This window comes from Brucella anthropi, from assembly GCF_046630315.1.
In the GTDB taxonomy this organism is placed as follows: domain Bacteria; phylum Pseudomonadota; class Alphaproteobacteria; order Rhizobiales; family Rhizobiaceae; genus Brucella; species Brucella anthropi_A.
Map to the genome: position 1 here is coordinate 364,135 of NZ_LQBD01000001.1, position 25,233 is coordinate 389,367.

A 25,233-nucleotide genomic window follows, 5' to 3' on the forward strand; every position below is an offset into this window, starting at 1 on the left:
AAGATCTGCCTTGGAGTTGCCGGTTTCTTCAGTCAAGGCTCGTGTGAGCAAATCTTGGTGAAGACAAAATCGGCAGGCGTAAAAGAAGTGGCGCTAATGAAGATTGAAGGACGAGTTCTGGTACTGATGACGGCGATAGCGGGCGTTTCGCTATCCGGTTGCGTTTCTTCGCCAACCTATGGAACCGACAAGACCGCAGGGGCGCAGCTCCTGGACGATATGTCGAATATGGCGAGCTTCGGACAGGGCAGGAACAAGAAGGAGCGGATCGACTACAAGCCGCGTCCCGATCTCGTCCGTCCCGCTCCCGGCGACAAGGGGCAATTGCCGGCGCCGCAGCAGAGTCTGGCAAGCACCAATGATCCGAACTGGCCGGAATCGCCGGAGCAGCGCCGCAAGCGTCTGCGCGATGAGATTACCGCGAACCGCGACGATCCGAATTTCGTGTCGCCGGTCGTTCAGGATGCCCCGGTGGCGTCCAACATTCAGGCAGCCTTGCCGCGCGGAAACAGCCGCCGCGAGGACTATGAATCTCGCACGCCTACCTTCGACCCGGCAAAGGTCGCAGCCTACAAGGCCGCTCGTCAGCAGCAGACCCAGGGTTCCTCGACGACGCGCCGTTACCTGAGCGAGCCGCCTTTGGCCTATCGGCAGCCCGCCTCCACGGCAGCGACCGGCGAGTTGGGAACCGACGAAGCGCAGAAGGAACGTGAACGCAAGAAGGCCGCTGGTAAATCCAAGGGCTGGCGTGACTATCTGCCTTGGAACTGATGCCTGATTGAAGTTTTTCATAAAAGCCGCGGTAAATTAACTTGCTGCGGCTTTTTGTATTGCTGGAATACTGCTCAGTATCTTTATACGGGCATTAAATTTTTGTAATGTTCTCTATTCTGACGTATATTTGATTTCAAACAAAGATTTATTTAATGTAGATTATATCATATTAGCTCTGAGTGTAAGGTATGATTGGATGAGCAATATGAATACTCTTTTGGATAATCGAAACGGATATGGTCTGATCAGCCGAGCCTTTCATTGGTCGATGGCTCTATTGTTTCTGTGGCAGTTTATATCGGCCATTCTTCGTGTCTTTGCCAAGGATACGATGGTTTATAATTTTTTCTGGTCGGCGCATCACCAGCTTGGTTTTGCACTTCTGATACTTGTCGTGCTGCGGGGAATCTGGGGTGTGTTGAACATTCACCGGCGTCCGCATAAACAAAACCTTGCCGGCAAGCTTGCTCTGCTCGGGCATCTTGCGATTTACGGGCTGATGTTCACGGTTCCGGCGGTGGCTTTGCTGCGTGCATATGGTAGCGGGCGGGGCTTCTCGTTCCTTGGCATCCAGATTTTCGAACAGACAGGTGTGCAGAATGCCGCCCTGACTGCGCCCGGCAATGCGCTGCACGGTTTGCTGGGGTGGGTTTTGCTCGCCGTCATTGCGGGGCATGTTCTGATGGCGCTTGTCCATCATTTCGCGCTGCGGGATGATACGTTGCGTTATATGACCGGCCGCAAAGTGTTAAACTGAACCGTTCAGCGTTTCTCCCGAAAGAAATCCTTAAGGATCTCGCGGGCCTCCCCCTCGGAAAACCCTGCATAAATCTCCGGCACATGATGGCAGGTGGGCTGCGTGTAAAAGCGCGGCCCATATTCTATGCCGCCACCTTTCGGGTCGGAAGCGCCGTAATAAAGGCGGCGGATACGCGCGAAAGAAATCGCTGCGGCACACATCGCGCAGGGTTCCAGCGTCACGTAGAGGTCGCAGTCCACCAGACGTTCGGATTTGAGGGTCTCGCCCGCGCTGCGGATTGCCAGGATTTCCGCATGGGCGGTGACATCGTTGAACTCGCGTGTGCGATTGCCGGCACGTGCAATGACCTTCCCCTGGTGCACGATGACGGCACCGATCGGCACTTCTCCACGTGCGCGTGCCGCCCGCGCTTCGGCCAGCGCGGTCTCCATCGGGCTGGCCGAATCTCGTTCCATGAGGTCGGCAATCCTTGTCATGCCTGATCCATTTCGTGCATTCTTTCGGAAATTTCGCTCGCAAGCCATGGAGCGATTTGTTACTGCATAATTCTCGAAATCGAAACCGATTTGCGAACGGATTTATACGGCGTTCCTGTTTCCGGCTGTCCCTTGCCTGTCATTGAAGGTGCAAGGTGACACGGCAGCGCTGCTGAAAGGCCAATATCAGATGACTAAAGACGACGACAACAAGGGCGGCAAGCGTCCGCATGGCCGTGGAGGACGCTCCGACCGTCCGGGTCGGCCAGATCGTGACAAAGATCGTGAAAGCCGTCCGCGCCGCGACGAGGGTGGACGCGACAAGCAGCACAAGGCCGGGCCGCGCAAATTCGGGCCGCGTACCGTCGAGGGGCAGGACGAGACGAGCGAGCGGATCGCAAAGCGCCTGGCGCGCGCTGGAATAGCATCGCGGCGCGAGGCTGAGACAATGATTGCGGCCGGACGGATTGCTGTAAATGGCAAGGTACTGGAAAGTCCGGCAGTCAATGTAAAGCGCACGGATATCATCACGGTCGACGGCAAGCCGTTGAAGCAGGCCGAGCGTACCCGCCTTTGGCTTTATCACAAGCCTGCCGGCCTGGTGACCACAAATCGCGATCCGGAAGGCCGTCCAACGGTCTTTGAGGCGCTGCCTGCCGAAATGCCGCGTGTGTTGTCGGTCGGACGTCTCGATATCAATACCGAGGGGCTTCTGCTGCTGACCAATGATGGCGGGTTGTCCCGTGTCCTGGAACTTCCGTCCACAGGATGGCTGCGCCGCTATCGCGTGCGCGCTCACGGCAAGGTCACGCAGCAGCAGCTGGACGAACTGAAGAACGGCATTGCCGTTGATGGTGTGTTTTACGGCAGCGTGGAAGCCGAACTTGAACGTGTCCAAGGCGCCAATGTCTGGATTTCCATCGGACTGCGCGAAGGCAAGAACCGTGAAGTAAAGAACATTCTCGGTGCGCTGGGGCTCACGGTCGGACGGCTTATCCGTGTTTCGTTCGGTCCCTTCCAGCTTGGCGATCTGGAAGAAGGCGCGGTGCGCGAGATCAAGGGGCGCACCCTGCGGGATCAGCTGGGCGACAAGCTGATCGAGGAGGCCGGCGCGGACTTCGATGCGCCGGTTCTGAACGAATTCTCCAACGCGGCCGCGCAGGGGCGCACGCGTCGTGAAATGGAGGAAGGCGAGCCAAAGCAGGAAGGCGAACGCCGCCGTCCGCCGCGCGAGCGCGAATGGATTTCCAGCACGGGCGAACGCCGTCGCGGACGCGAAGACAAGACTGAAAAGGTTGAGCCGCGTCGCCGCGGAAATGCCAATGTCTGGATGGCTCCGGGCGCTCGCCCCAAGGGCGAAAAGGCTGCGGCAAAGCCGGCGCGTGTCGAGCATCAGCTTCCGCATCGCTCGGCGAAGTTCAGTGGCGATCTGCAAATGCGCCCGCGTCGGGCTGGTGATGAGGAGCAGGGCCGCGAAGAAGGCGGCGAACGTCGCTACAGCAGACGTCCTGAAGGGCGTTCTGACAAGGAAACCCGTCCATCGCGCCCGGATGCAAGTCGCCCGGAGCGCCGTGAACCCCGCGAGGATGGACGCAAGGAGCGCCGCCCCGGCAAGCGTGAGCGCGCAGAATTGCGCGATGCTGAGGCCGGGGTTGGAGAACGCGGCAAGGGCGGTTTTGAGGGGCGCAAGTCCGGCAAGCCGGGTGGGTCGCGTGGCGAAGGCCGTTTCGGTGCTTCCGACCGCGATACGCGCTCAGGCCCGCGCGCCGGCGGAGCGGGCAACAAGTCCCGTAGCTTTGATGATGGTCCGCGTCGTGGACCGGGAAACAAGCCAGGCGGTAAGCCCGGTGGAAAATCGGGCGGCGGCAGAACGGGGGGCGGCGGTGCGGATCGTCGGCGGTAAGTTTCGTGGGCGTGCGCTTGTAACGCCGTCCACCAACGCCATTCGCCCGACGACTGATCGCACCCGCGAGAGCCTGTTCAATATTCTCGCGCATAATTTCCCGGACAAGGTGGAGGGTGCGCGCGTTCTCGACCTGTTTGCCGGGACGGGCGCGCTGGGGCTGGAGGCTCTGTCGCGTGGCGCGCGCTACGTGACCTTTGTGGAGGAATCCGCGGAGGGACGGGGATTGCTACGCCAGAATATCGAGGCTTTCAGTCTTCAGGGACACACCAAGATCTTGCGGCGCGATGCCTGTCAGTTGGGTATCGTCGGCACGATGGAGCCGTTTGATCTGGTCTTTGCCGATCCGCCCTATGGGCGCCGCATGGGAGAAAAGGCATTTTTATCGGCACTTCAGGGTGGCTGGCTTAATCCTGACGCACTTTTGGTGCTTGAAGAAAATGCGGAGGCCGCACTCGATCTCGATGAGCGGTTCGTCGTGCTGGAAGAGCGCAACTACGGGGGCACGATTATTCGGCTGATCCAGTTGAAAGCCGCCGGTTGAATGAGCGGACGATCCTGTTCGCAAAAAATATAGTATGCCGTCCGGATAACGGGCGAAAACGAAACCGATTGGAGATGTCGCTTGGTGAATAACCCCTCACTCCGGCGCTTGCTGTTGTCCACCGCCCTTGGTTTTGTGCTGGTGTTGCCGCTGGCAAGCGGCGCTGTCCGGGCAGAAAGCCAGCCTGCGGCGGCTGCCCGGACGCAAGCGGCAACGACGCCCGCGCCATCGCCAGCTGCCGGGCAGGAGACGCTTCCCGAGATCACCCAGTCGGACGGGGTCAGCCGCTTCACTTTGCCAAATGGCCTGGAAGTGGTCGTCATTCCCGATCATCGCGCTCCGGTGGTGACGCAGATGATCTGGTACCATGTGGGCTCGGCTGACGAAGCGCCGGGTGTGTCGGGGATCGCCCATTTTCTTGAGCATCTTATGTTCAAGGGAACGAAAAACCATCCGGCCGGTGAATTCTCCGCAAAGGTTGCCGCCATCGGGGGGCAGGAGAACGCTTTCACTTCCTATGATTATACGGCCTATTTTCAGCGCGTATCGCCCGAAGCCCTGGAAATGGTGATGCAGTTCGAGTCGGACCGGATGGAAAATCTGGTGCTGAACGAGGAAGCGGTGAAAACCGAACGGGACGTGATCCTGGAAGAACGCAGGATGCGGGTCGATTCCAATCCAGCATCCATGCTGATGGAAAATACCGACGCTGTTCTTTTCTATAACCATCCCTACCGCAAGCCGGTCATCGGCTGGCAGCAGGAGATGGAAAAGTTGAGCCTCAAGAACGCCATCGATTTCTATCAGCAATACTACACGCCGAATAACGCAACGCTCATTATTGCAGGAGATGTTTCACCTGAACGCGTGCGTGAACTGACACTGAAAACCTGGGCAAAAGTGCCCAAACGCGCCGAGGTCCTGCCGCGTGAACGCCCGCAGGAGCCTGCCAAGCATGCGGCCCGCGTCGTGACGCTGCATGACGATCGTGTCAGCATGCCCTCGTTCCGTATCTCCTGGCTGGTGCCATCCTATGCGAATGAGAAGCGGTTTGCGAACGCGAAGCCGGGGGATGCCCCCGCTCTCGATCTCCTCAGCGAAATTCTGGGTGGATCGCTGCGTTCGCGTCTTTATCAGCAGCTGATCGTCAAACAAGGTATCGCCGCCAGTACGGGCGCGAACTATGGTGGCGACGCGCTGGACGATGGCACGTTTTCCGTTTACGGCGCGCCACGCAACGGTGCGACTTTGGGAGATGTGGAAAAAGCCGTCGAGGCCGAAGTGGCACGGATCATCAAGGATGGAGTGAGCCAGGCGGAGCTTGATCAAGCGCGCAATCGTTTTCTCAAGGCCGTTATCTTCGCACGCGACAGCCAGACCGGCATGGCCCGGATCTATGGCTCGACACTGTCCGTTGGACAGACTGTCGACGATATCCAGAAGTGGCCCGATGTCATCAAGGGCGTCACTGTCGATCAGATCAAGGATGTGGCGACGCGGTATCTCGTCAAGGACCAGTCGGTGACAAGTTATCTGCTTCCGCCGGATGCCGAGCCGGAAAATGCGCGCGAGAACCCAAATGCATCCGCTGAAGGCGTCGGTGGCAACGGGGCGGGAGGAATGATCCAGTGAAGAAGATCATCATGCTGAAATTCAAACGCATTTTCGGTTTTTCTGATGTCCGGTCTGTTGTGGGCATGCTTGCGGCATCGATGATGGTGTTGGCCGTATGCGCCTTGCCCGCGCGTGCCATCGAAATTCAGGAAGTGGTTTCGCCAAAGGGCATTCATGCCTGGCTGGTGGAAGATAATTCAGTCCCGCTTGTTTCCATGCGATTCTCGTTCAAGGGCGGCACATCGCAAGACCCTTCGGGCAAGGAGGGACTGGCCAATCTGATGACCGGGCTGTTCGATGAAGGTGCGGGCGATCTGAAATCGGATGCATTTCAGGAACGGATGGATAATCTGGGTGCGGAAATGAGCTTTTCCGCGACGCAGGATTCTGTTTCGGGCGGGATTCGCATGCTGGCGGAAAATCGCGACGCAGTGACAAATTTGCTCGCCCTTGCGGTCAACAAACCTCGCTTCGATCAGGATGCTGTCGATCGGATACGCCAGCAGGTCGTCGCAGGCATCGAAGCGTCGCAACGCAACCCGTCGACGATTGCATCGCGCAAGTTTTCCGAGGTTCTCTATGGCAACCATCCCTATGCACGTCCAGACGACGGCACGGTGAAGTCTTTGCAGTCGATCACACGTGACGATCTGGTGAATTTTCATCGCAAGAATTTTGCGCGTGACAATCTGACGATCGGCGTGGTGGGCGCCATCAATGCGAAGGATCTGGGTGTGCTGCTGGACAAGGTGTTCGGCGATCTGCCTGCGATGGCCGAACTGGTTCCTGTGCCGGATGCCAAACTGGCACTCGGGACCACGACCAGCCTCAATTTCGATATGCCCCAGACGTCGATCAGCTTCGTCTATCCGGCCATTCCCCGCAAGGATCCTGAATTTTTCGCAGCCTATCTGATGAACCATATTCTGGGCGGCGGCTTCACATCCCGTCTTTATGCCGAAGTGCGTGAGAAGCGCGGCCTTGCCTATTCGGTATCATCGTCCATGGTCATGCGCGATCATGCTTCCGCACTGATGATTTCCACCGCAACCCGCCCTGAAAAGGCGCAGGAATCCTTGAAGATCATCCGCGAACAGGTTGCCGCTATGGCCGCCGATGGTCCGACGGAAGCGGAACTGGCCGCAGCCAAGAGTTTTCTCAAGGGGTCGTATGCGGTCAACAATCTGGACTCGTCTGCGGCAATTGCCGAAACTCTCGTGAGCTTGCAGGAAGCAGAACTTCCGCGTGATTATATCGACAAGCGTTCGGAATTGATTGATGCCGTGACGCTCGATCAGGTCAAGGCGATTGCCAAAAAACTGCTCGACGCGGAACCGGCTATCCTGATCTTCGGCCCCGCTCAAAGCTGACAGGTGCTCATTTGGAAAAGGCAGTACCGTCATCCCCCCGCATTGCCGTCGCTTTCGGCGGGGGCGGAGCACGCGGCGTTGCCCATATCCATATTGTTGAAGTGCTCGATGAACTGGGTATAAAACCGGTTGCCATTGCGGGCTCTTCGATCGGTTCGATTGTCGGCTCGGGCATGGCCAGCGGCATGAGCGGCAAGGACATTCACGATTATATGGCGGCGATCTTCAATCGCCGTTCCGAAGTCGCAAAGCGCATGTGGCAAACTCGACCTGCCCGGTGGAGCGAATTGCTGAAGGGCGGCTTGCGCGTCAGCCAGTTCAATATCGAAAAGGTGCTGGACGTCTTCCTGCCGGCCAGTTTTCCGGAGAATGTGGAAGAACTGAAGATTCCGATGTGCATCACGGCAGTGGATTTCCACGCCGCGCGGGAAGTTCATATTCGCGACGGTGATCTTCGCTCTGCTATTGCGGCATCTTGTGCCATTCCGCCGGTGTTTGCTCCGGTGCGCCGGAAGGGCCGCATTCTGGTTGACGGCGGCCTGTTCAATCCCGTGCCTTTTGACCTGCTGTTTGACGAAGCCGATATTGTGATCGGCATCGACGTTGTGGGCGCGCCGGTTGGGCCGGATGACTATATGCCGACCACATTCGAGGCTGTGATCGGCGCGAACCAGCTGATGATGTGTTCTATCAACGAAAACAAGTTTCGTATTCGTCCACCGCACATTTTCATCCGTCCCAATGTCGAGCGGATCGGGCTTCTGGACTTCCTGAAATTCGAACAGATCCTGTCACAAAGCGCTGGCGTTCGCGATGAACTGAAGCGTGGAATCGAACTGGCTGTCGAAGGCAAAGCGGTGCCGATAAATTCAACGCTTGCGGTCTGAATTTATCGGCGTCCGGTCGCTTCTATTCCGCTGGAACCGATGATGCGGGCGTGTCGCCGGACGATGAAGGTGAGGGTATATCGTCCACGCCTTTATCGATGCGCTGGCCTTCGCGGGCGGGTTTGACCAGGGGTTCCGGTGTGACCGGCTTGTTGAACAGCAGGTGGCGGCCTGCCATGATACCCTCCGATGCCTGTACATGGAGACGGTCTTCGTCGCGCTGGCGGACGTCTTCGCTTATCCCGTAAGCCTGAGCCTCGGCAATGCCGAGCCCTTCCAGTGTGCGCTGGCCGAAAAGCAGGCCGGATTCAAATGTTTCGCGTAGCTCGTATTCAACGCCTTGAGCGCGCAATTGCAACGTATGTTCGCGGTCATAAGAGCGAACGAACAGCCGTACATCCGGATATTCCGACTGGATGAGGTTGATGATGTGGTTGGTGGTTTCTTTCTTGTGGGTGCAGATAGCGACAATCTTCGCTTTTCTGATGCCTGCCGCTTCCAGCACGTCCTTGCGGGTGCCGTCGCCGAAATAAATGCGAAAGCCGAATTTTCCGGCAGCGCGGACACGATTGGGCGAGCTGTCGATGACGGTTACATCAATGCCGCCCGCGAGCAGAATCTGCGCCGCAATCTGGCCGTAACGGGAAAAACCGATCATCAGCACGTCGGACCCGGCGCCTTCAAAATTTTCTTCCATTATATCGATGGCCTTGTCCTTGACGAGCAGCCTGGAGCCGATCGCAACGGAAAGCGGCGTGAGCGCCATGGATATGGTGACGGCAGCCACAAGCTCCGAACCGAGAGCGCTGGAAATAATGGCTGCAGCCGAAGCCGCCGAAAAAAGGACAAAGGCAAATTCACCGCCCTGCGGCAGAAGAAAGGCTATCCGCACCGCATCATTGTGGCTGGATCGGAAGATGCGGCACAGCAGATAAATGATGGCGATCTTGGTTGCCATGAAGATGGGCACGGCAAGAAGAATAATCTTCCAGTATTGCAGGATCACCGAGAGGTTCAGTGACAGGCCAACCGCGACAAAGAACAATCCGAGGAAAATACCGCGGAACGGTTCGATATCGGCTTCAAGTTCGTGTCGATAGGATGATTCCGCCAAAAGAACACCGGCAATGAATGCCCCCATGGCCATGGAAAGACCTGCGGCCTGAAGCAGGCTGGCCGAACCCAACACAATGAACAGTGCGGCTGCGATCATCACCTCACGGGCGCCGGTATTGGCGATGATGCGGAACATCGGGTTGATGAGATAGCGCCCTGCGATCACCAGGGCCGCGATGGCTGCAATGGCCGTGGCGAGATGGAAACCCGCACTTGCCTGCGAAGGTTCATTGGGTGAAAGTGCCGGAATGATTGCGAGAATCGGCACGATTGCGAGATCCTGGAACAGCAGGATCGAAAAAGCACGCTGGCCATGCTTCTGATTTGTTTCCGCCCGATCCTCCAGCACCTGCATGGCGAATGCCGTGGAAGACAGCGCCAGGCCGAAACCGACAATGATCCCCGCTTCCATACTGAGGCCCGCAAGGTAGATGCCAAGAGCAGCCAGAGCCGCACCGCATAGCAGAACCTGGGCGGTGCCAAGACCGAAGATCGATTGGCGCAGCGCCCAAAGTCTGGATGGTTTCAGTTCGAGGCCGATAATGAAAAGCAGGAAGACGACGCCCAGTTCGGAAAAATGCAGAAAATCTTCTCCATCCGCAATGAGACGAGCCACAGGTCCAATCGTGATGCCTGCCGCAAGATAGCCGAGAACCGTGCCAAGTCCCAACCGCTTGAACAGCGGCGCGGCGATAATGGCACCGCCCAAAATCATCAGACACTGTAGGTAGAGACTTCCGCCAGTTGCAACCATGCCAAGCTCTTGGAATTTGGAGAAATATAGGAGGGCTTGCCTTGAAGCCCCCGGATTTCGGCAATATAGAGACAAGATATGGCTGTATTCAGCCCGATGTCGAACAATTTGGCGATATTTTTTGGCAGGTCACGGTTTCTTTCTCACTGCAGTTCGTAGTACCAGTTTGAACCACGATATGCTTAGGAAACTCGGATTATATAATGATTTCAGATAATTCGGCAGAAAAGCTTGTCGATCGGGCAACCGCTCTCGTTGCTGCCGCCAGGCGGGCAGGTGCAGACCATGCTGACGCGGTCGTGATGCGCGCACGGTCCGTCAGCGTGTCGGTGAGACTTGGCAAGGTTGAGGGAACCGAATCGTCGGAGAGTGATGATTTCGCGCTGCGCGTTTTTGTTGGCCGTCGCATTGCAAGCGTTTCCGCCAATGCGAGCGCCGATCCGGATCGTCTGGCAGAACGGGCGGTTGCCATGGCGCGGGTTGCGCCGGAAGACCCTTATGAACAACTGGCCGACCCATCCCTGCTTGTGGTTTCGCCGCGTGACCTCGACCTTTATGATGCCATGGAAATTGATTCCGAACGGTTGACGCAGGACGCGCTTGCAACGGAAGCGGCGGCACTTGCGGTCGACGGCGTGACGAATTCAGGCGGGGCAGGTGCTTCGCGCAGTCTGGGCGGGCTGGTGCTGGTCACGTCGACGGGTTTTTCGGGTCACTATGCTGCTACGCGCTTCGGACGTTCGGTCTCGGCCATTGCCGGCGAGGGCACGAAAATGGAGCGCGATTACGATTTCAGTTCGCGCCTGCATTTTGCCGATCTCGAGACGCCGGAAAATATCGGTCGCAGCGCCGGTGAGCGCGCCGTGCGGAGGCTGGGTGCGCGTCAGGCCAAAACCGGCCCTGTTACGGTCATATATGATCCCCGGCTTGCGCGCGGTATTGCCGGGCATCTGGCAAGCGCCATCAATGGCGCTTCGGTTGCGCGCAGGACGAGCTTTCTTCGCGAGTGTCTCGGCAAGCAGGTGCTCAGGCGAGGTATAAATGTTACCGACAACCCGCTTCGTGTTCGTGGTTCGTCTTCACGTCCGTTTGACGGGGAAGGGATCGAGGGGCAGCCACTGACGATGATTGAGGACGGCGTTCTCAATCATTGGCTGCTTTCCGGGTCGAGCGCCCGTGAACTTGGCCTGCAAGGCAATGGCCGTGGGGTTCGTTCGGGTTCCGGTGTTTCACCCGCATCCACCAACTTTGCCATCGAGCCCGGTTCACAGTCGCCGGAAGAATTGATCCGCGCTGTGGGTACGGGCTTTTATGTGACGGAAGTGTTCGGGCAGGGCGTGGACATGATAACCGGCCAGTACAGTCGCGGTGCTTCGGGTTTCTGGATCGAGAACGGCGAACTCGCCTATCCGGTCAGCGAAGTGACGATTGCTTCGAACCTCAAGGACATGTTCCTTAACATGACGCCGGCATCCGACATCGATCGAAACTTCGGAATGACCGCGCCGACACTTCTGATCGAAGGCATGACCCTTGCCGGGAACTGACAGGCATAGCGACGTTGTCGGTGAATTGGCGCTTCTTCGGGCCGCTGCACGGGAAGCCGGGCGCATTGCAATGCGTTACTTCGGCCGTTCCCCGGAAGTCTGGCTGAAGGACGGCATATCGCCGGTCAGCGAAGCCGATATGGCTGTCGACCGCTATTTGAAAGCGTTCCTTTTGAATGCGCGGCCGGACTATGGCTGGATATCGGAAGAGACTGTCGATGAAAGGGCAGCCGCAAAACGCAGCCGCGTTTTCGTGGTCGATCCGATTGATGGAACCCGCGCCTACATTGCCGGACAGGATCAATGGTGCGTCAGTATTGCCATAGTTGAAAATGGCCGTCCCCTTGCCGGTGTTCTGGAATGCCCGGCGCGTAAGGAGCTGATCGAGGCCGCCCAGGGGGGCGGAGCCTTGCAGAACGGGCATGCCATCCATACCCGCTTGCCCGCGGCGGGAGAACAGATCGCGATTGCATCCGCGCGCAACATGGTAACGGCGCTGCCGGACGGTTGGCGGGATCGTGTGAAGGTTCATCCCTATGTTCCCTCCCTTGCATATCGTATTGCAATGGTGGCGCGGGGAGATATAGCCGGTACCTTCATTCGGCCAAATTCGCATGATTGGGATCTGGCAGCAGCTGATCTGATCCTCAGTGAGTCGGGCGGGGCAATCCTCACAAGCGATGCCTCACCGATTATATATGGCGGACCGACGCGGAGCCATGGGGCTCTCGTTGCCGCCAGCGGGAACCTTCTGCAAGAAATGTTGAGTGTTGTCGCGGGCTAGCCCTTGGGTTAATCATGCCGCGAACCAAATTTGTTCAGGGATTATAGTCATGAGCGTCGAAGGCGACAAAAAGCAGCTTCTTCATCTGGTGTTCGGCGGTGAGCTGAAAAAGCTTGGCACGGTTGAGTTCCGCGATCTCCAGAACCTCGATATCGTCGGCATCTATCCGGATTACGAATCTGCCAAGACCGCGTGGAAGTCTCGGGCCCAGCAAACTGTAGATAATGCTCATATGCGCTATTTTATCGTGCACCTGCACCGATTGCTCGATCCGGAAGGCTTGACGTTGAAGGCGGATTGAGCAGCTTGTCTGCTCCCGGCCAATATCGGATGCAAAGCGCAGACAATCCAGGTCAGACCGGCAAGCGTAGGAAGCAAGGGATCGCGAAACGCCTATGGCGGCGCTTTCGCGGGCCATTGACGCAGTCGGCTGTGGTAAAATCGGTGCTTGTGTGGCTGATTACCGTTTATTTCAAGTTTGTCTATTTGACCAATCCACGCCTGAAGGAATCTGTCGATCCGCAGGCGGTGGTTGGTCAGGATGATCCTTTCATCGTGACCTTCTGGCATGGGCAGCACCTGATGGGACCGTTTATCCGTCCCAAGGGAATTGAAATCGTTGCCATGTTTTCGCGCAGTGCCGATGCGGAATTGAACGCTCGCGTCGCGGAAAAACTGGGATTGGTGACAGTGCGCGGCTCTGGCGGGCGGGGAACACGCTCCAAGCCTGAAAAGGGGGGAGCGCGTGCGCTGCTGACGCTGAAGAATGCCCTTAAAAAAGGGCAATCGGCATCGATGATCGCGGATATTGCGCATGGCAAGGCGCGGGAAGCGGGCGAAGGTATCATTTTACTGGCGAAATTGTCCGGTCGCCCGATAATACCGGTTGCTTATGCGTTCTCGCGGAACCATGTTTTGGAAAAGTCCTGGGACAAGACGGCGATTCCGCTGCCCTTCGGGCGCTCGATCATCGTGCGCGGCGAAAATATATGGGTCGATCCGGATGCCGATGAAACGCAATTGGAAGAAAAACGCATGGAGCTAACGCGCCAACTCAACGACGCGACCGCCAAGGCCCATGCTGCGTTGGAGAAAGCGAAATGAGCGAACGCTGGGCGCGCAACATGTTGTCAGCCTATCGCGCGCTTGGTTCGGCGGCCTATCCTTTCATGGGCCCCTATATTGCCTATCGCGCATCTCGCGGTAAGGAAGAACGGGCACGCCGCGGCGAACGCTACGGCAAATCCGCCATTGCGCGCCCGCAGGGGCCTGTTATCTGGACACATGCGGCAAGCGTGGGGGAAACCGTCGCGATCACGCCCCTGATCGAGCGTATCGCGGCAACGGGTATTCATATCGTGTTGACGACGGGGACGGTGACATCGGCAAAATTTGTCGCGGATCATCTGGGCCACAAGGTCATTCACCAATATGCGCCGCTGGATTTGCAGCCCGCGCTGAACAAGTTTCTCAACCATTGGAAACCGGATCTTGCCATTGGCTGCGAGTCCGAGATCTGGCCTGCAACAGTGCTGTCTCTCGGCAGCCGTCATACGCCGCAAGTTCTGGTCAATGGGCGCATGTCTGATCGCTCTTTTGCCGCATGGCAAAAAAGACCTGCATTGGCCGAAGCGCTGTTCGAAAATTTTGCCTATGTGGTTGCGCAGTCGGAGCTCGATGCGGAACGTTTTCGCACGCTTGGAGCACGCCCTGTAAGCGTTTCGGGAAATCTGAAAGTCGATACAAATCCGCCGCCAGCTGATCCGCAGGCCCTGGTTGCATTGCAACGCCAGATCGCCGGGCGGCGGACATGGGCTGCAATCTCCACCCATGACGGCGAGGAAGCGATCGCAGCCGAAGTCCATCAGATGCTGAAGATGCGCTATCCGCATCTTGTTACCATCATTGTGCCGCGTCATCCGGATCGTGCCCCCGCCATCGAAGCCATGCTGGCTGAAAAAGGGCTCAAGGTTGCGCGCCGCAGCGCCAATGAGCTGATTGAGGCCGATACCGATATTCTGCTGGGGGACACTATCGGGGAGATGGGGCTTTATCTCCAGCTGACAGAGATAGCATTTATCGGCAATTCCCTGACCAAGGAAGGCGGGCATAATCCGCTGGAACCGGCAATGATGGGGACTGCGGTGCTAACCGGGCGGAATGTCCAGAATTTTCGCGAATCCTTCCAGCGCCTTATCAAAAATGGCGGGGCGCGCATCGTGAAGGATCGCAATATGCTGGCAGGCGCGATCAATTTTCTGTTCAACAATCCCCAGCATCTGCGGGCCATGATCAATGCCGGGGTGAGCACGGTCAGGGATATGCGCGGCGCGCTGGATCGCACGCTTGTCGCACTTGAGCCATTTATCCAGCCTTTGATCCTGCAGGCACAATTGCCCGGTAATCGCAACGAGGCTGCGTATCAGACAGGCGGGCATTGACGATGGTGAGTGAAGCTCCGCCTTTCTGGTGGGAAAAACCTGATTGGCGCGCTTTGTCTCTGGCACCTGCCGCCTGGCTCTATGGAGCCGTGGCGGGGCGGCGACTTTTGAAGGCGGAACCGCCGCAAGTTTCCTTGCCGGTCCTCTGTGTGGGCAATTTTACGGTTGGAGGCTCGGGAAAAACCCCGACGGCCATCGCTTTTGCCAGAGGGCTGAAAGCGCGCGGTTCAAAGCCCGGAATTGTCTCCCGTGGATATGGCGGGGCCTATAAGGGATTGCACCTTGTTGATGCCGGGCATGACAGCGCGCGCCATGTTGGAGACGAGCCGCTTTTGCTGGCACGGCACGCTCCGGTGGCCCTTTGCCCGGATCGGTTGAAGGCTGCAAAACATTTGCAGGCGCTCGGATGTGACTTCATCATCATGGATGACGGCTTTCAGAGCGCTCGCCTATATGCCGATTTTTCGTTGTTGGTCGTGGATGCGGCACGTGGCATTGGCAATGGCAGGGTCATACCGGCAGGCCCGTTGCGGGCTCCGCTGACAGACCAGATGCGCAAGACCGACGCTCTGCTTCGCATAGGCAAAGACGATGGAGCTGATTTCGTTATCCGTCAGGCAGCGCGAGCAGGTCGACCGATCTATGAAGCGCGGCTTGTGCCGTCGTCAACAGCACCCGTGGCGGGTCATCGCTGGCTTGCATTCGCAGGCATCGGCAATCCTGAAAAATTCTATGCCAGCGTTGCCGAAGCAGGCGGCGAGATTGTGGAAACGCGCTCATTCCCCGACCACCACAGTTTTGAACCTGACGAAATTCGCAACCTGATCGACACGTCTCGCCGTCAAGGATTGGGACTGATTACCACGGCAAAGGATCAGGTGCGTTTGGCAACGATGATCGGCGTTCCCGCAGAGTTTCTGGCGAAACTCGCTGTCCTTGATGTCGATCTCACATTTGAACGCGATGATGCGCTTGACCGCATTCTCGATACGGTCATCGAACGCTTTAGAGGCCGCATTACACGCTGATCTCAAGCTTTCTTGCGGCTGCGCAGTTCAGGATTGACTTCAAGCTCACGCTCAAAAGAAATCAGGCCGGTTGCGTAAGGCTCCTGCCGCGCAACACTCCAGTATTTCAGCTCATCGAGCGGGATATGGGCGCCCGTGACCGCACAAACGACATAGGCTCCGTGCCTGACGATTTCATAATCACCATCGAGATAGCGCAGAACAGCTTCGGAAGAACGGGGAGATTCAAATCTATTCATATGTCCAAAACCTTTGTAATCAACTCTAACAAGCGCTGGAGGTTGCGTCCAGCGATACCGCGTCTTGTCTGGCTGTAATTCAATCAGCGCCGGCCAAAAAGCCGTTCAATATCTGTCAGCTTCAGTTCGATATAGGTCGGGCGGCCGTGGTTGCAGGTGCCCGAACCGGGGGTGGCTTCCATTTCACGTAAGAGTGCGTTCATTTCTTCCGGTTTCAAACGCCGTCCCGAGCGCACGGAACCGTGACAGGCCATGGTTGCGGCCACGTGGTTCAGCATGGCTTTCAGCCCGTCCGAAGTATCGTGTTCGGCTATTTCATCCGACAGATCGCGGATCAGTTGCTGGACGTTCATTTCTCCCAGCATTGCAGGCGTTTCACGCACGGCGATAGCGCCCGGTCCAAATTGCTCAATACCAAGACCGAAACGCGCAAGCGTTTCCGCATGTGCCGTGAGCCGTTCGGCATCTTCTTCCGGCAGATCGACGATTTCAGGAATAAGCAGCAATTGTCCCGGTATGGGACGGGAATGCAGGGCATTTTTCAGCGCTTCATAAACAAGGCGCTCGTGCGCAGCATGCTGGTCCACAATGACCAGACTGTCTTCCGTCTGGGACACGATATAGTTGGCGTGGATTTGAGCCCGAGCCGCTCCAAGCGGTTTTTGCTGGAGTTCCGCCGGGGCTTCATCGAGCGTTGCGCGGGCATCCGCGGCAGGCGTAGTGACGGCGGCAAGCGTCGTCTGATCGCTTTCCTGAAAAGACGATGCGGCTGCGAAGTCAAGCGGACGATGCGCCGGATGCGCAGTCTGTGGCGACCATTCGGTTCGGGGCGCGGAGGCTGCGGGGCGCCAGCCCCCCGATGCATAGCCTGTCGAAGAAGGACGCGATGTGAAGGATGGTGCGGAAGGCTGGAATCCCTCCGCGCGGAAGGCTTGCAGCATCGCATCCGCACCGCTTGTTGCTGGCCGAATGCCCGATTGCGCCAGCGCCTGCTTGATTGCTCCGACGATCAGTCCGCGCACAAGACCGGGATCGCGGAAACGCACATCAGCCTTGGCAGGGTGCACGTTGACGTCAACCAATGCCGGGTCCAGCGTCAGGAATAGGACGGCAACCGGATGACGGTCGCGCGCCATGACGTCGGCATAGGCGCCGCGCAATGCGCCGAAAAGCTGTTTGTCGCGCACCGGACGGCCATTCACATAGGCGAACTGATGCAAAGCGTTGCCGCGATTGTGGGAGGGTATGCCGACAAATCCGGCCAGGCGCACGCCATCGCGCTCGGCGTCGATGGCGAGCGCGTTTTCGCCGAACTCTTTTCCAAGCACCTGATTGATACGCTCAAGCGTTGCATCTGCGCCGGTGCCGGTTGCGGCCAGCTCCAATGGTGTTCTGTCGGTGCCTGCAAGCGAAAAGCGGATATGCGGGAAGGCAATCGCGATGCGCTTGACGACGTCGGTTATCGCCGACGCTTCCGCGCGATCCGTCTTCATGAATTTGAGGCGGGCCGGTGTCGCATAGAAAAGATCGCGCACCTCGGCGATTGTTCCGCAGTTCAGTGCGGAAGGTCGCGGGCCATCGAGATGCCCGCCCGAAACCGAAACTTCGAAACCCGAATCGGCATCCTGCGGACGGGATTTGAGCGTCAGTTTTGCGACCGATCCGATGGATGGCAACGCTTCTCCGCGAAATCCAAGTGCGCGAATGTCATGCACATCGTCGGAAAGCTTGGAGGTGCAATGGCGGGAGACTGCCAAGGGAAGCTCATCGACGGGAATGCCGGAACCATTATCCGTCACGCGCAGCAATGTCTTGCCGCCGCTGCCGGTGACGACCTCGATACGGGTCGCGCCGGCGTCGATGGCGTTTTCGACAAGTTCCTTGATGACGCTGGCGGGGCGCTCGATGACCTCGCCCGCCGCGATCTGATTGATGATGGTTTCGCTTAAGTGTCGAATTGGCATGGGCGGACTATAGAAGGATTCGCTCTCGTAAAGAACACGCTTCTACAGCCCGTCCAGACTGCCTTTGGCGCATTTGCGGGTGTCTGCGCATTACACCGGAAGATGAATAGGTCCTGACCCTAGAGCATTTCCAGCAAAAGTGTGAAACGGTTTTGCGTAGGATAATACGACAAAACAAATAGTTAGAGCGGTTCCGACGATTCCGTTAAAATAGGAACCGCTCTAAAGCGTGTCGCATTTTATCGTAGTCATACGACACGCTTTAAGTTTTTGTTTTCCTGCATGTCTTTATCCCATCGTAGCGGGATCAGAAATCAGTCCAGTGGACTGATTTCCCCGCGAAGGCGGTTCCCGCTTTTGGGAGACATGCATTAGCTTATTGCGGGGCATAATCCTTATGTGCGGGCAGATTTAAATCCGTGAGGCTGTCCGCGTTGATGACTGCGCGTGCCACGGCTTCTGCCATAACCGTGGCTGCAATCGCGCCGATGGCGGTGACGTCGGCTTCCACGCCCTTTGCCTTGCCGGTGGAAAGCGCAAAGATAGTATCGCCATCCCACATGGTATGGATCGGGTTGATCGTGCGGGCAAAGCCGTCATGGGCCATTCCGGCGATTTTCTTCAATTCCGCCTTGCCAAACGGGACATTGGTGGCGACGGCGCCGATCGTGGTGTTTGCCCCGCCGGATTTCACAACGCCATGCCCCTGCATGATGGAGGCCATCGTGTTGCGGAAACCTTTGCCGTCTTCACTCCTTGCGCCTGCAAGAATCTGGCGGGAATTTGGAGCATAGACATCGCCCACCGCATTGACGGCGACAATTGCACCCACGACGATTTCCGTCCCCGGCACTTTATGGCTTGCCGTGCCGAGCCCGCCTTTCATGGCGTAATCCATGCCGAACATCTTGCCGACAGTCGCGCCTGCGCCCGCGCCAATATTGCCTTCGCCCGATGGCTCCGTCCTGGCCGCCTTGCAGGCCAGATATCCCGCTTCCTCATCGGGGCGCACGGAGAAATCGCCCACGCCGAGATCCATCAGGATTGCCGCCGGTACAATCGGAACGACACCCTTGCCGATCTTGAAGCCGAGATTGTTTTCTTCCAGATAGCGCATCACGCCGGTTGCAGCCGCAAGGCCATAGGCACTGCCGCCGGAAAGCAGGATCGCCTGAACCTGCTGCACATAATTGATCGGATCGAGCAGATCGGTCTCGCGTGTGCCGGGGGCTGAACCGCGCACATCAACGCCCGCGGAAGCACCTTCCTCGCAAAGAAGGACGGTGCAGCCGGTCGGGCGTTTTTTCAGCGTGTGGTGCCCCAGCTTGATTCCGGGTACATCCGTGATGCTCCCACCCATAAGTTCCAGCATGCTTGTTCCTCCCTCGGTAGCTGCCGATGCGCTATTGACGACAAAGGGCATTGCCCCAAGTCCCGCAAGCGACTTGGCGAATGTTCTGCGATCCATGAACAGTTTCCTCCTCCATTTTCGCTCTATTGCGAGAGCGTATTCTTTTCGCGCGCCCGGCGTTGGCGCAGCACATCGGCCACATAGTCACGCGAGAGGGCGTGATAGAGCGGTTCATGTGATATGAGGCGCGCGGTGCCATAGCCCAACATGGATGCGCACATCAGCGGAATGACGTTGTTATGATTGCCGGTCATTTCCAGTATGATGACAAAGGCAGTCATCGGGGCCTGCACGACACCGGCAAAATATCCCGCCATGCCAAGAACAGCCGCAAGGCTGGCGCTGGTTCCAAGAATAAGACCGATCGTGCTGCCCAGTCCTGCGCCGACGGAAAGTGAAGGCGCGAATATTCCGCCCGGTATTCCCGAGATCATGGAAAGAAGCCCGGCGAGAAATTTCCCTATGAAGTAAAAAGGTGGAAGAGGCACCCCTTCCACTGCGCTTCGAGCCTGGTCATAGCCTGCGCCAAAAGTCGATCCGCCGGATGCAATCCCGATAATTGCGACGAGAAGACCGCAGATGCCAGCAAAGAACACCGCATTGCGCAGGGGAGCCTTTTGAACGCGCCGCCGCACGCGGCGTCCCAGTTCAAGCGCCAGCGCGCTGAAGGCGGCTCCGAATGCCCCTCCGATCACGCCGCACGCAATGACCAGAACCCAATCCTTGCCGGTCGAGGCAGTCACGGTGGTTAGCCCGAAATAGTTATAGTTTCCAACAAGGCCAAGCGAGGCGAGACCGGCGAGAATGACGGCGGATAGCACAAGGCCGTTTGTTCGGGCCGCATAGGCGCGCCCCATTTCCTCAATCGCGAACACCACGCCTGCCAAAGGCGTGTTGAACGCAGCCGCGATGCCCGCCGCTGAGCCAGCAAGAATGAGGCCGCGCGCCTGCTCCATGCCGCCGAAACGCGCGGATTGCATCATGATGGATGCGCCGATCTGCACCGTCGGGCCTTCCCTGCCGATGGACGCACCGCTGAAAAGCCCGGCGAGCGTCAGAACGATTTTGCCAATGGCGGTTCTGATCGAAAGCAGAAGGGAGCGATCTTCATGATCGTGCAAGTGGCGCGCGGCGATTGCCTGCGGGATGCCGCTTCCACCGGAATTGGGAAACCAGGATAAAGCGACCCACGAACACGCCATGAAGCCCAGCGGCGTGATAAGCAGGGGAAGCCAGACCCGCCCGCTGTTTCCGCTGGTCAGGGCCTTGAACCATTCCTGTGCCACATCCGCGGCTTCCGCGAAGCCAACGCTGATCAGGCCGATGGCCAGGGCGCCGCACCAGAAGACCAGTCGCGGTTTCCAGACATGCGGGGATATCCACATGGCCTTTGACCGGCGGATGAGTGGAACGCGCTTATAGGATTTTCTCACTTTGCCCCTGCAAACCTGCTGCTGCCCGATTTCGATGTGCGGAGATTTATCACGCAAATCCTTATCGGTAACTGAAACTTGTCAGTAAAAGACTTTCCATTTGGTCATAACCGTGTTACCAGCCGGTGCCAATTCAACCTTGCAAACCAGATGCGTCGCTGCTCCCGGACTTATTTCCGGAGAGGCGGCTTTTCTCATTCGATAAAACCGGCAAAGGAATTGGCAATGGCTAAAATCGTGGAATCGCCCACTGGCGCTCTCGCTCTCACGTTCGATGACGTGCTGTTGCAGCCGGGCCATTCCGAAGTAATGCCGGGGCAGGTCGACCTGCGCACGCGCATCGCCAAGGATATCGAACTCAATCTTCCTCTTCTTTCCGCCGCCATGGACACGGTGACGGAATCCCGTCTGGCCATTGCGATGGCACAGGCCGGCGGCATTGGCGTCATTCACCGCAATCTGACGCCCGAGCGTCAGGCCGAAGAAGTCCGTCAGGTCAAGAAATTCGAATCCGGCATGGTGGTCAATCCGGTCACGATCGGGCCGGATGCCACCTTGGCCGATGCGCAGGCCTTGATGAGGGCGCACGGAATTTCCGGCATTCCGGTCGTTGAGAATGCAACCAAGGGTCCGGGGCGTCTTGTTGGCATATTGACCAATCGCGACGTTCGTTTTGCGTCCGATCCAAAGCAGAAAATCCACGAACTGATGACGCGCGAGAAACTCGTTACGGTTCGCGAGAATGTCAATCAGGATGAGGCAAAGCGTCTCCTGCACGCTCATCGCATCGAAAAGCTTCTCGTTGTCGACGATCAGGGCCGTTGCGTCGGTCTCGTCACCGTCAAGGACATTGAAAAGTCGCAGCTCAATCCGAACGCCGCCAAGGATGCCCAGGGACGCCTGCGCGCCGCCGCCGCAACGAGCGTCGGTGAAGACGGCTACGAGCGCGCCGAACGCCTGATCGATGCCGGTGTCGATCTTCTGGTCGTGGATACGGCGCACGGCCATTCGCAACGCGTTCTGGATGCTGTCGCACGTATCAAGAAGGCTTATCCGAATGTCGCGATTCTCGCGGGCAATGTGGCAACGATTGCCGGTACACAGGCTCTGATCGACGCCGGTGCGGATGCGGTCAAGGTCGGGATTGGACCGGGCTCGATCTGCACCACGCGTATCGTTGCCGGTGTCGGTGTTCCGCAGCTTTCGGCTATTATGTCCGCCGTTGAAGCCGCGCAAAAGCAGAACATCCCGGTCATCGCAGATGGCGGTATCAAGTTCTCGGGCGATTTCGCCAAGGCGCTGGCTGCGGGGGCTGTCGCGGCAATGGCCGGTTCGCTTCTGGCCGGTACGGAAGAAAGTCCGGGCGAGGTTTATCTGCATCAGGGCCGCTCGTTCAAGGCCTATCGCGGCATGGGTTCAGTCGGCGCTATGGCGCGCGGCTCGGCCGACCGTTATTTCCAGGCGGAAGTGCGCGATGAGTTGAAACTCGTGCCCGAGGGCATCGAAGGGCAGGTTGCCTATAAGGGACCGATTTCGGCGGTTCTGCACCAGCTTGCGGGCGGCTTGCGCGCCTCCATGGGCTATGTTGGCGCAAAGACGCTGGAAGAATTCCGCGAGAAGGCGACCTTTGTGCGCATTTCCAATGCGGGCCTGCGCGAAAGCCATTCGCACGGCGTCGCCATTACCCGTGAAAGCCCGAATTATCCAGGCGGTATGTAATAGCGTATCAGACGGTTGGTGAAGAAAAGGCGGCCCGGTTGGAGCCGCCTTTTTGTTTTCAGTTGCTCGCAGTCTTCAGCTTCTTGACCTCGGCCCGGATCTCCTCGAAAGGGCCGACCTTATGCATCTCCGCTGGAAGGCTATCGGCATAGGGGCCGTAGCTGGCGTCCACGGGCTTCTCCAGCCGGTTCGGGAAATCACCCTCAAGATTGGCTTTCGCAGGGCGCGGCTTTGACTGGAAGAAGGCAGCAATGTCCCATGCATCTTCCGGTTCCAGTTGCGGCTCTTCCAGCGACACGCCGTTGGGCATGTTGGCATGGATGAAGTTCGCGGCCGAGATCAGCCGGTTCATGCCTGCGCCGTCGTTGAAGCTGTCCGGGCCCCAAAGCGGCGGAAACTCATAGCCCTTGGCATCGCCGACAACGCCGACGCGCTTGCCCTGACCGTCACCGCCATGGCAGGCCGCGCAGATTTCGGCATAGAGCTTTTCGCCATGCACCGGGTCGGCTGCACGTTTGAGTTCAGGCATTTTTCCCGAACCGCGGCCTTTGGTGTCTTCACCGACCGTCGTTCCTGCCGAAACATACTTGATATAGGCGACCATGGCTCTCATTTCGTCAGAATCGAGCGGCAGCGGCTCGCCGTTAAGACTTCGGGTCATGCACCCATTGACGCGGTCTTCAATCGTGCCAATCTGCCCCTCGCGGGAACGATATTGCGGGAAATCGCCGTAAACACCGACAAGCGGCAACCCATACTGCTTTGTTCCCGCCTCCAGATGGCAGTTCTGGCAGGAAAGATTATTACCGGCGAAGCGTTTCGTCTCATCGGCCACTTCCGGGCCGATATGCGCATAGGTTTCGGTAATCAGATCGCGGCCATGCCGCACGATCTTCCCCCAGGCGTCATCGGGCAGCGTATCGGGATCGGCGATGTCCCAGGCTGCCTGTTCCGGCTCTGCTGCTTTCGCTGCCGGAGCCTTTTCCTTCTCCGCAACCGCCGCGACGTTTTGCGGTGCGGCCTTGTTGCTGTTTGCAGCAGTAGTGCTGGTGTGTGGCCGCGCCGAAGCCGCCTTCGTGCGTGAACTGTCGCTCGTTGCCGCGAAATATCCGAGGCTCAGACAAAAGACGACAGCATAGATCCCCAAGTCGGACCACCTCATTAACCCCTCCGATAATACGTTTCAGAATCAAAACGTTCGGTGGGGTATGCGCCTGAGCTTAATACAGTCTTAAGAGGTGGATGGGGCCAAGGGCTTATCCAATAAACGATTGAGTTCGGTCTGGTTTATCATCAATTTCTCAGCGCTTTCCGCAAGGCATTCGGCAAGCGCCTGAAAATCCTTCCGGCGCATGCTTTGTCGCCGCCAGAAAAGCGCAATCTCCCGTTTTGGCTGTTCGCCGTCAAAAGGCACAATGCGCATATGGCTGCTGCGCGCTTCGGCACGCACTGCGATTTCCGGAATGAGGGTAAGGCCCATGCCATGACTGACCATCTGCAAAAGCGTGGTCATGCTGGTGGCGCCATATTTCACAAGCTGGCGCTGCGGGGGGTGGGAACAGACAGCCAGGGCCTGGTCCCTCATGCAGTGGCCTTCTTCCAGCAAAAGCAAACGATCAAGGGCAACATTATCCTGCGTCATGGGGGAGGCCAGAACCGTTTGATCATTGGTGGAGGTCGCGATCAAAAAGCGATCATCAAACAGTTTTCGTTGCGCAAGCCGCTCATCGTCGATCGGGAGAGCCGCAACTATGGCATCAATCTCGCCCGCATGCAGCTCGTCGAGAAGTTTGGCGGTTACGCTTTCCCGCAATTGCAGGCGAAATGACGGATGCCGTTCGCGTAGAAGGGGAATGAGAACCGGCACCAGATAGGGCGCAACGGTGGGAATGATGCCCAATCGCAGCCTTGTTTGCAGAAGTCCCCGGCTTTGCGCAGCAATCTCCTCAAGCATGTGGAGTTCGCGCAGGACGGTCTGGATACCCGGATAAAGCTGTTTGCCAAGCTCCGTCATGATGACTTGTCGCTGCGATCGCTCGAAAAGCGGGGCACCCGCAAGAGCTTCCATTTCCGCGATCTGGGCGGAGAGGGCAGGCTGGGAGACATGTGCCAGTTCTGCGGCCTTGCGAAAATGCAGGGTGGAGGCGAGCGCATCGAAATAGCGCATTTGACGGACCGTAAACATGATAGGAAAAAATTATCAAAAATAATCGAAAAAGCAATTGGAGATTATGATTGGAATAGGTCTAATCTGGGTCAGTTACCTAGCCACGGCAGGATGCGGGCGAACTGCGTCATGCTTTTAGCAAGGCTAGTCCCATTCAATATTGGCTTTTCAGGAGGGAATTTCCCATGGCAGATCGCCCGATAATGACGACGAGTGCAGGCGCTCCGATACCGGACAACCAGAATTCCCTGAGTGCCGGGGAGCGCGGCCCGCTTCTGATGCAGGATTACCAGCTCATTGAA

23 protein-coding genes are annotated in these 25,233 nt (G+C 57.8%); 15 read left to right on the plus strand and 8 right to left on the minus strand.

Annotated features, from left to right (window positions below):
* The first annotated feature begins 96 nt into the window (after nucleotides 1-96).
* Nucleotides 97-771, plus strand: a complete 675-nt coding sequence (locus AVM02_RS01630) for a hypothetical protein (protein ID WP_411505270.1) — start codon at nucleotides 97-99, stop codon at nucleotides 769-771.
* A gap of 199 nt (nucleotides 772-970) precedes the next feature.
* The gene (locus tag AVM02_RS01635) at nucleotides 971-1,531 is read left to right on the plus strand and encodes a cytochrome b (protein WP_411505271.1); all 561 of its coding nucleotides are present in this window, start codon (nucleotides 971-973) and stop codon (nucleotides 1,529-1,531) included.
* Between the two features lie 5 nt (nucleotides 1,532-1,536).
* On the opposite strand, the gene AVM02_RS01640 is transcribed toward AVM02_RS01635, so the two are convergent.
* Complete coding sequence (locus AVM02_RS01640; RefSeq protein WP_411505272.1) at nucleotides 1,537-2,010, minus strand: nucleoside deaminase; 474 nt, start codon at nucleotides 2,008-2,010, stop codon at nucleotides 1,537-1,539.
* 142 nt (nucleotides 2,011-2,152) lie between these two features.
* Here AVM02_RS01640 and AVM02_RS01645 point away from each other — a divergent pair, with 142 nt between their 5' ends.
* The 5 genes from AVM02_RS01645 (at nucleotide 2,153) to AVM02_RS01665 (ending at nucleotide 8,328) form a co-directional block, all read left to right on the plus strand.
* Nucleotides 2,153-3,913, plus strand: a complete 1,761-nt coding sequence (locus AVM02_RS01645) for a pseudouridine synthase (RefSeq protein WP_411505273.1) — start codon at nucleotides 2,153-2,155, stop codon at nucleotides 3,911-3,913.
* Nucleotides 3,894-4,457 (plus strand): 16S rRNA (guanine(966)-N(2))-methyltransferase RsmD, encoded by a 564-nt coding sequence (rsmD, locus tag AVM02_RS01650; protein ID WP_411505274.1) that lies wholly within the window; start codon nucleotides 3,894-3,896, stop codon nucleotides 4,455-4,457. Before AVM02_RS01645 ends, rsmD begins: the two co-directional genes overlap by 20 nt.
* 84 nt (nucleotides 4,458-4,541) lie before the next feature.
* Nucleotides 4,542-6,089 carry a M16 family metallopeptidase gene (locus AVM02_RS01655; RefSeq protein WP_411505302.1) on the plus strand — a complete coding sequence of 516 codons (1,548 nt, stop codon included), beginning with the start codon at nucleotides 4,542-4,544 and terminating at the stop codon, nucleotides 6,087-6,089.
* 11 nt (nucleotides 6,090-6,100) lie between these two features.
* Entirely contained in the window at nucleotides 6,101-7,441 is a 1,341-nt protein-coding gene (locus AVM02_RS01660) for a M16 family metallopeptidase (RefSeq protein ID WP_411505303.1), read from the plus strand.
* An 11-nt stretch (nucleotides 7,442-7,452) separates the two neighbouring features.
* Nucleotides 7,453-8,328 carry a patatin-like phospholipase family protein gene (locus AVM02_RS01665; protein WP_411505275.1) on the plus strand — a complete coding sequence of 292 codons (876 nt, stop codon included), beginning with the start codon at nucleotides 7,453-7,455 and terminating at the stop codon, nucleotides 8,326-8,328.
* Nucleotides 8,329-8,350: 22 nt separating this feature from the next.
* On the opposite strand, the gene AVM02_RS01670 is transcribed toward AVM02_RS01665, so the two are convergent.
* The gene (locus AVM02_RS01670) at nucleotides 8,351-10,198 is read right to left on the minus strand and encodes a monovalent cation:proton antiporter-2 (CPA2) family protein (protein ID WP_411505276.1); all 1,848 of its coding nucleotides are present in this window, start codon (nucleotides 10,196-10,198) and stop codon (nucleotides 8,351-8,353) included.
* Between the two features lie 203 nt (nucleotides 10,199-10,401).
* Here AVM02_RS01670 and AVM02_RS01675 point away from each other — a divergent pair, with 203 nt between their 5' ends.
* From AVM02_RS01675 to lpxK, 6 genes are read left to right on the plus strand one after another with little or no spacing between them, the layout of a single operon-like run.
* Nucleotides 10,402-11,745: a TldD/PmbA family protein gene (locus AVM02_RS01675; protein WP_411505277.1), complete on the plus strand. Its 1,344-nt coding sequence runs from the start codon at nucleotides 10,402-10,404 to the stop codon at nucleotides 11,743-11,745.
* The gene (locus tag AVM02_RS01680) at nucleotides 11,732-12,529 is read left to right on the plus strand and encodes a 3'(2'),5'-bisphosphate nucleotidase CysQ (protein WP_411505278.1); all 798 of its coding nucleotides are present in this window, start codon (nucleotides 11,732-11,734) and stop codon (nucleotides 12,527-12,529) included. The genes AVM02_RS01675 and AVM02_RS01680 overlap by 14 nt, the downstream gene beginning before the upstream one ends.
* Nucleotides 12,530-12,578: 49 nt before the next feature.
* Nucleotides 12,579-12,830, plus strand: coding sequence for a DUF4170 domain-containing protein (locus tag AVM02_RS01685; protein ID WP_411505279.1), 252 nt, complete (start codon nucleotides 12,579-12,581; stop codon nucleotides 12,828-12,830).
* A 29-nt stretch (nucleotides 12,831-12,859) separates the two neighbouring features.
* A complete protein-coding gene (locus tag AVM02_RS01690; protein WP_411505280.1) occupies nucleotides 12,860-13,633 on the plus strand; it encodes a lysophospholipid acyltransferase family protein in 774 nt (257 codons plus the stop codon).
* A complete protein-coding gene (gene waaA / locus AVM02_RS01695) occupies nucleotides 13,630-14,970 on the plus strand; it encodes a lipid IV(A) 3-deoxy-D-manno-octulosonic acid transferase (protein ID WP_411505281.1) in 1,341 nt (446 codons plus the stop codon). Before AVM02_RS01690 ends, waaA begins: the two co-directional genes overlap by 4 nt.
* A gap of 2 nt (nucleotides 14,971-14,972) precedes the next feature.
* The gene (gene lpxK, locus AVM02_RS01700; RefSeq protein ID WP_411505282.1) at nucleotides 14,973-15,998 is read left to right on the plus strand and encodes a tetraacyldisaccharide 4'-kinase; all 1,026 of its coding nucleotides are present in this window, start codon (nucleotides 14,973-14,975) and stop codon (nucleotides 15,996-15,998) included.
* Nucleotides 15,999-16,000: 2 nt separating this feature from the next.
* On the opposite strand, the gene AVM02_RS01705 is transcribed toward lpxK, so the two are convergent.
* The 4 genes from AVM02_RS01705 to AVM02_RS01720 form a co-directional block, all read right to left on the minus strand.
* Entirely contained in the window at nucleotides 16,001-16,237 is a 237-nt protein-coding gene (locus AVM02_RS01705; RefSeq protein WP_411505283.1) for a DUF2093 domain-containing protein, read from the minus strand.
* 83 nt (nucleotides 16,238-16,320) lie between these two features.
* A complete protein-coding gene (gene mutL, locus AVM02_RS01710; protein WP_411505284.1) occupies nucleotides 16,321-18,201 on the minus strand; it encodes a DNA mismatch repair endonuclease MutL in 1,881 nt (626 codons plus the stop codon).
* Between the two features lie 376 nt (nucleotides 18,202-18,577).
* Nucleotides 18,578-19,669 carry a P1 family peptidase gene (locus AVM02_RS01715; RefSeq protein ID WP_411505285.1) on the minus strand — a complete coding sequence of 364 codons (1,092 nt, stop codon included), beginning with the start codon at nucleotides 19,667-19,669 and terminating at the stop codon, nucleotides 18,578-18,580.
* Between the two features lie 26 nt (nucleotides 19,670-19,695).
* Nucleotides 19,696-21,045, minus strand: coding sequence for a chloride channel protein (locus tag AVM02_RS01720; protein ID WP_411505286.1), 1,350 nt, complete (start codon nucleotides 21,043-21,045; stop codon nucleotides 19,696-19,698).
* A 225-nt stretch (nucleotides 21,046-21,270) separates the two neighbouring features.
* On the opposite strand from AVM02_RS01720, the gene guaB reads away from it, so the two are divergent.
* Nucleotides 21,271-22,764: an IMP dehydrogenase gene (guaB, locus tag AVM02_RS01725; protein ID WP_411505287.1), complete on the plus strand. Its 1,494-nt coding sequence runs from the start codon at nucleotides 21,271-21,273 to the stop codon at nucleotides 22,762-22,764.
* A gap of 58 nt (nucleotides 22,765-22,822) precedes the next feature.
* Here guaB and AVM02_RS01730 read toward each other — a convergent pair whose 3' ends face one another.
* The gene (locus AVM02_RS01730; RefSeq protein ID WP_411505288.1) at nucleotides 22,823-23,926 is read right to left on the minus strand and encodes a c-type cytochrome; all 1,104 of its coding nucleotides are present in this window, start codon (nucleotides 23,924-23,926) and stop codon (nucleotides 22,823-22,825) included.
* Nucleotides 23,927-23,995: 69 nt separating this feature from the next.
* The gene (locus AVM02_RS01735; RefSeq protein WP_411505289.1) at nucleotides 23,996-24,949 is read right to left on the minus strand and encodes a hydrogen peroxide-inducible genes activator; all 954 of its coding nucleotides are present in this window, start codon (nucleotides 24,947-24,949) and stop codon (nucleotides 23,996-23,998) included.
* Nucleotides 24,950-25,116: 167 nt separating this feature from the next.
* Here AVM02_RS01735 and AVM02_RS01740 point away from each other — a divergent pair.
* Nucleotides 25,117-25,233, plus strand: a 117-nt coding sequence (locus AVM02_RS01740) for a catalase (protein ID WP_411505304.1), incomplete at its 3' end; no start/stop codon positions are given.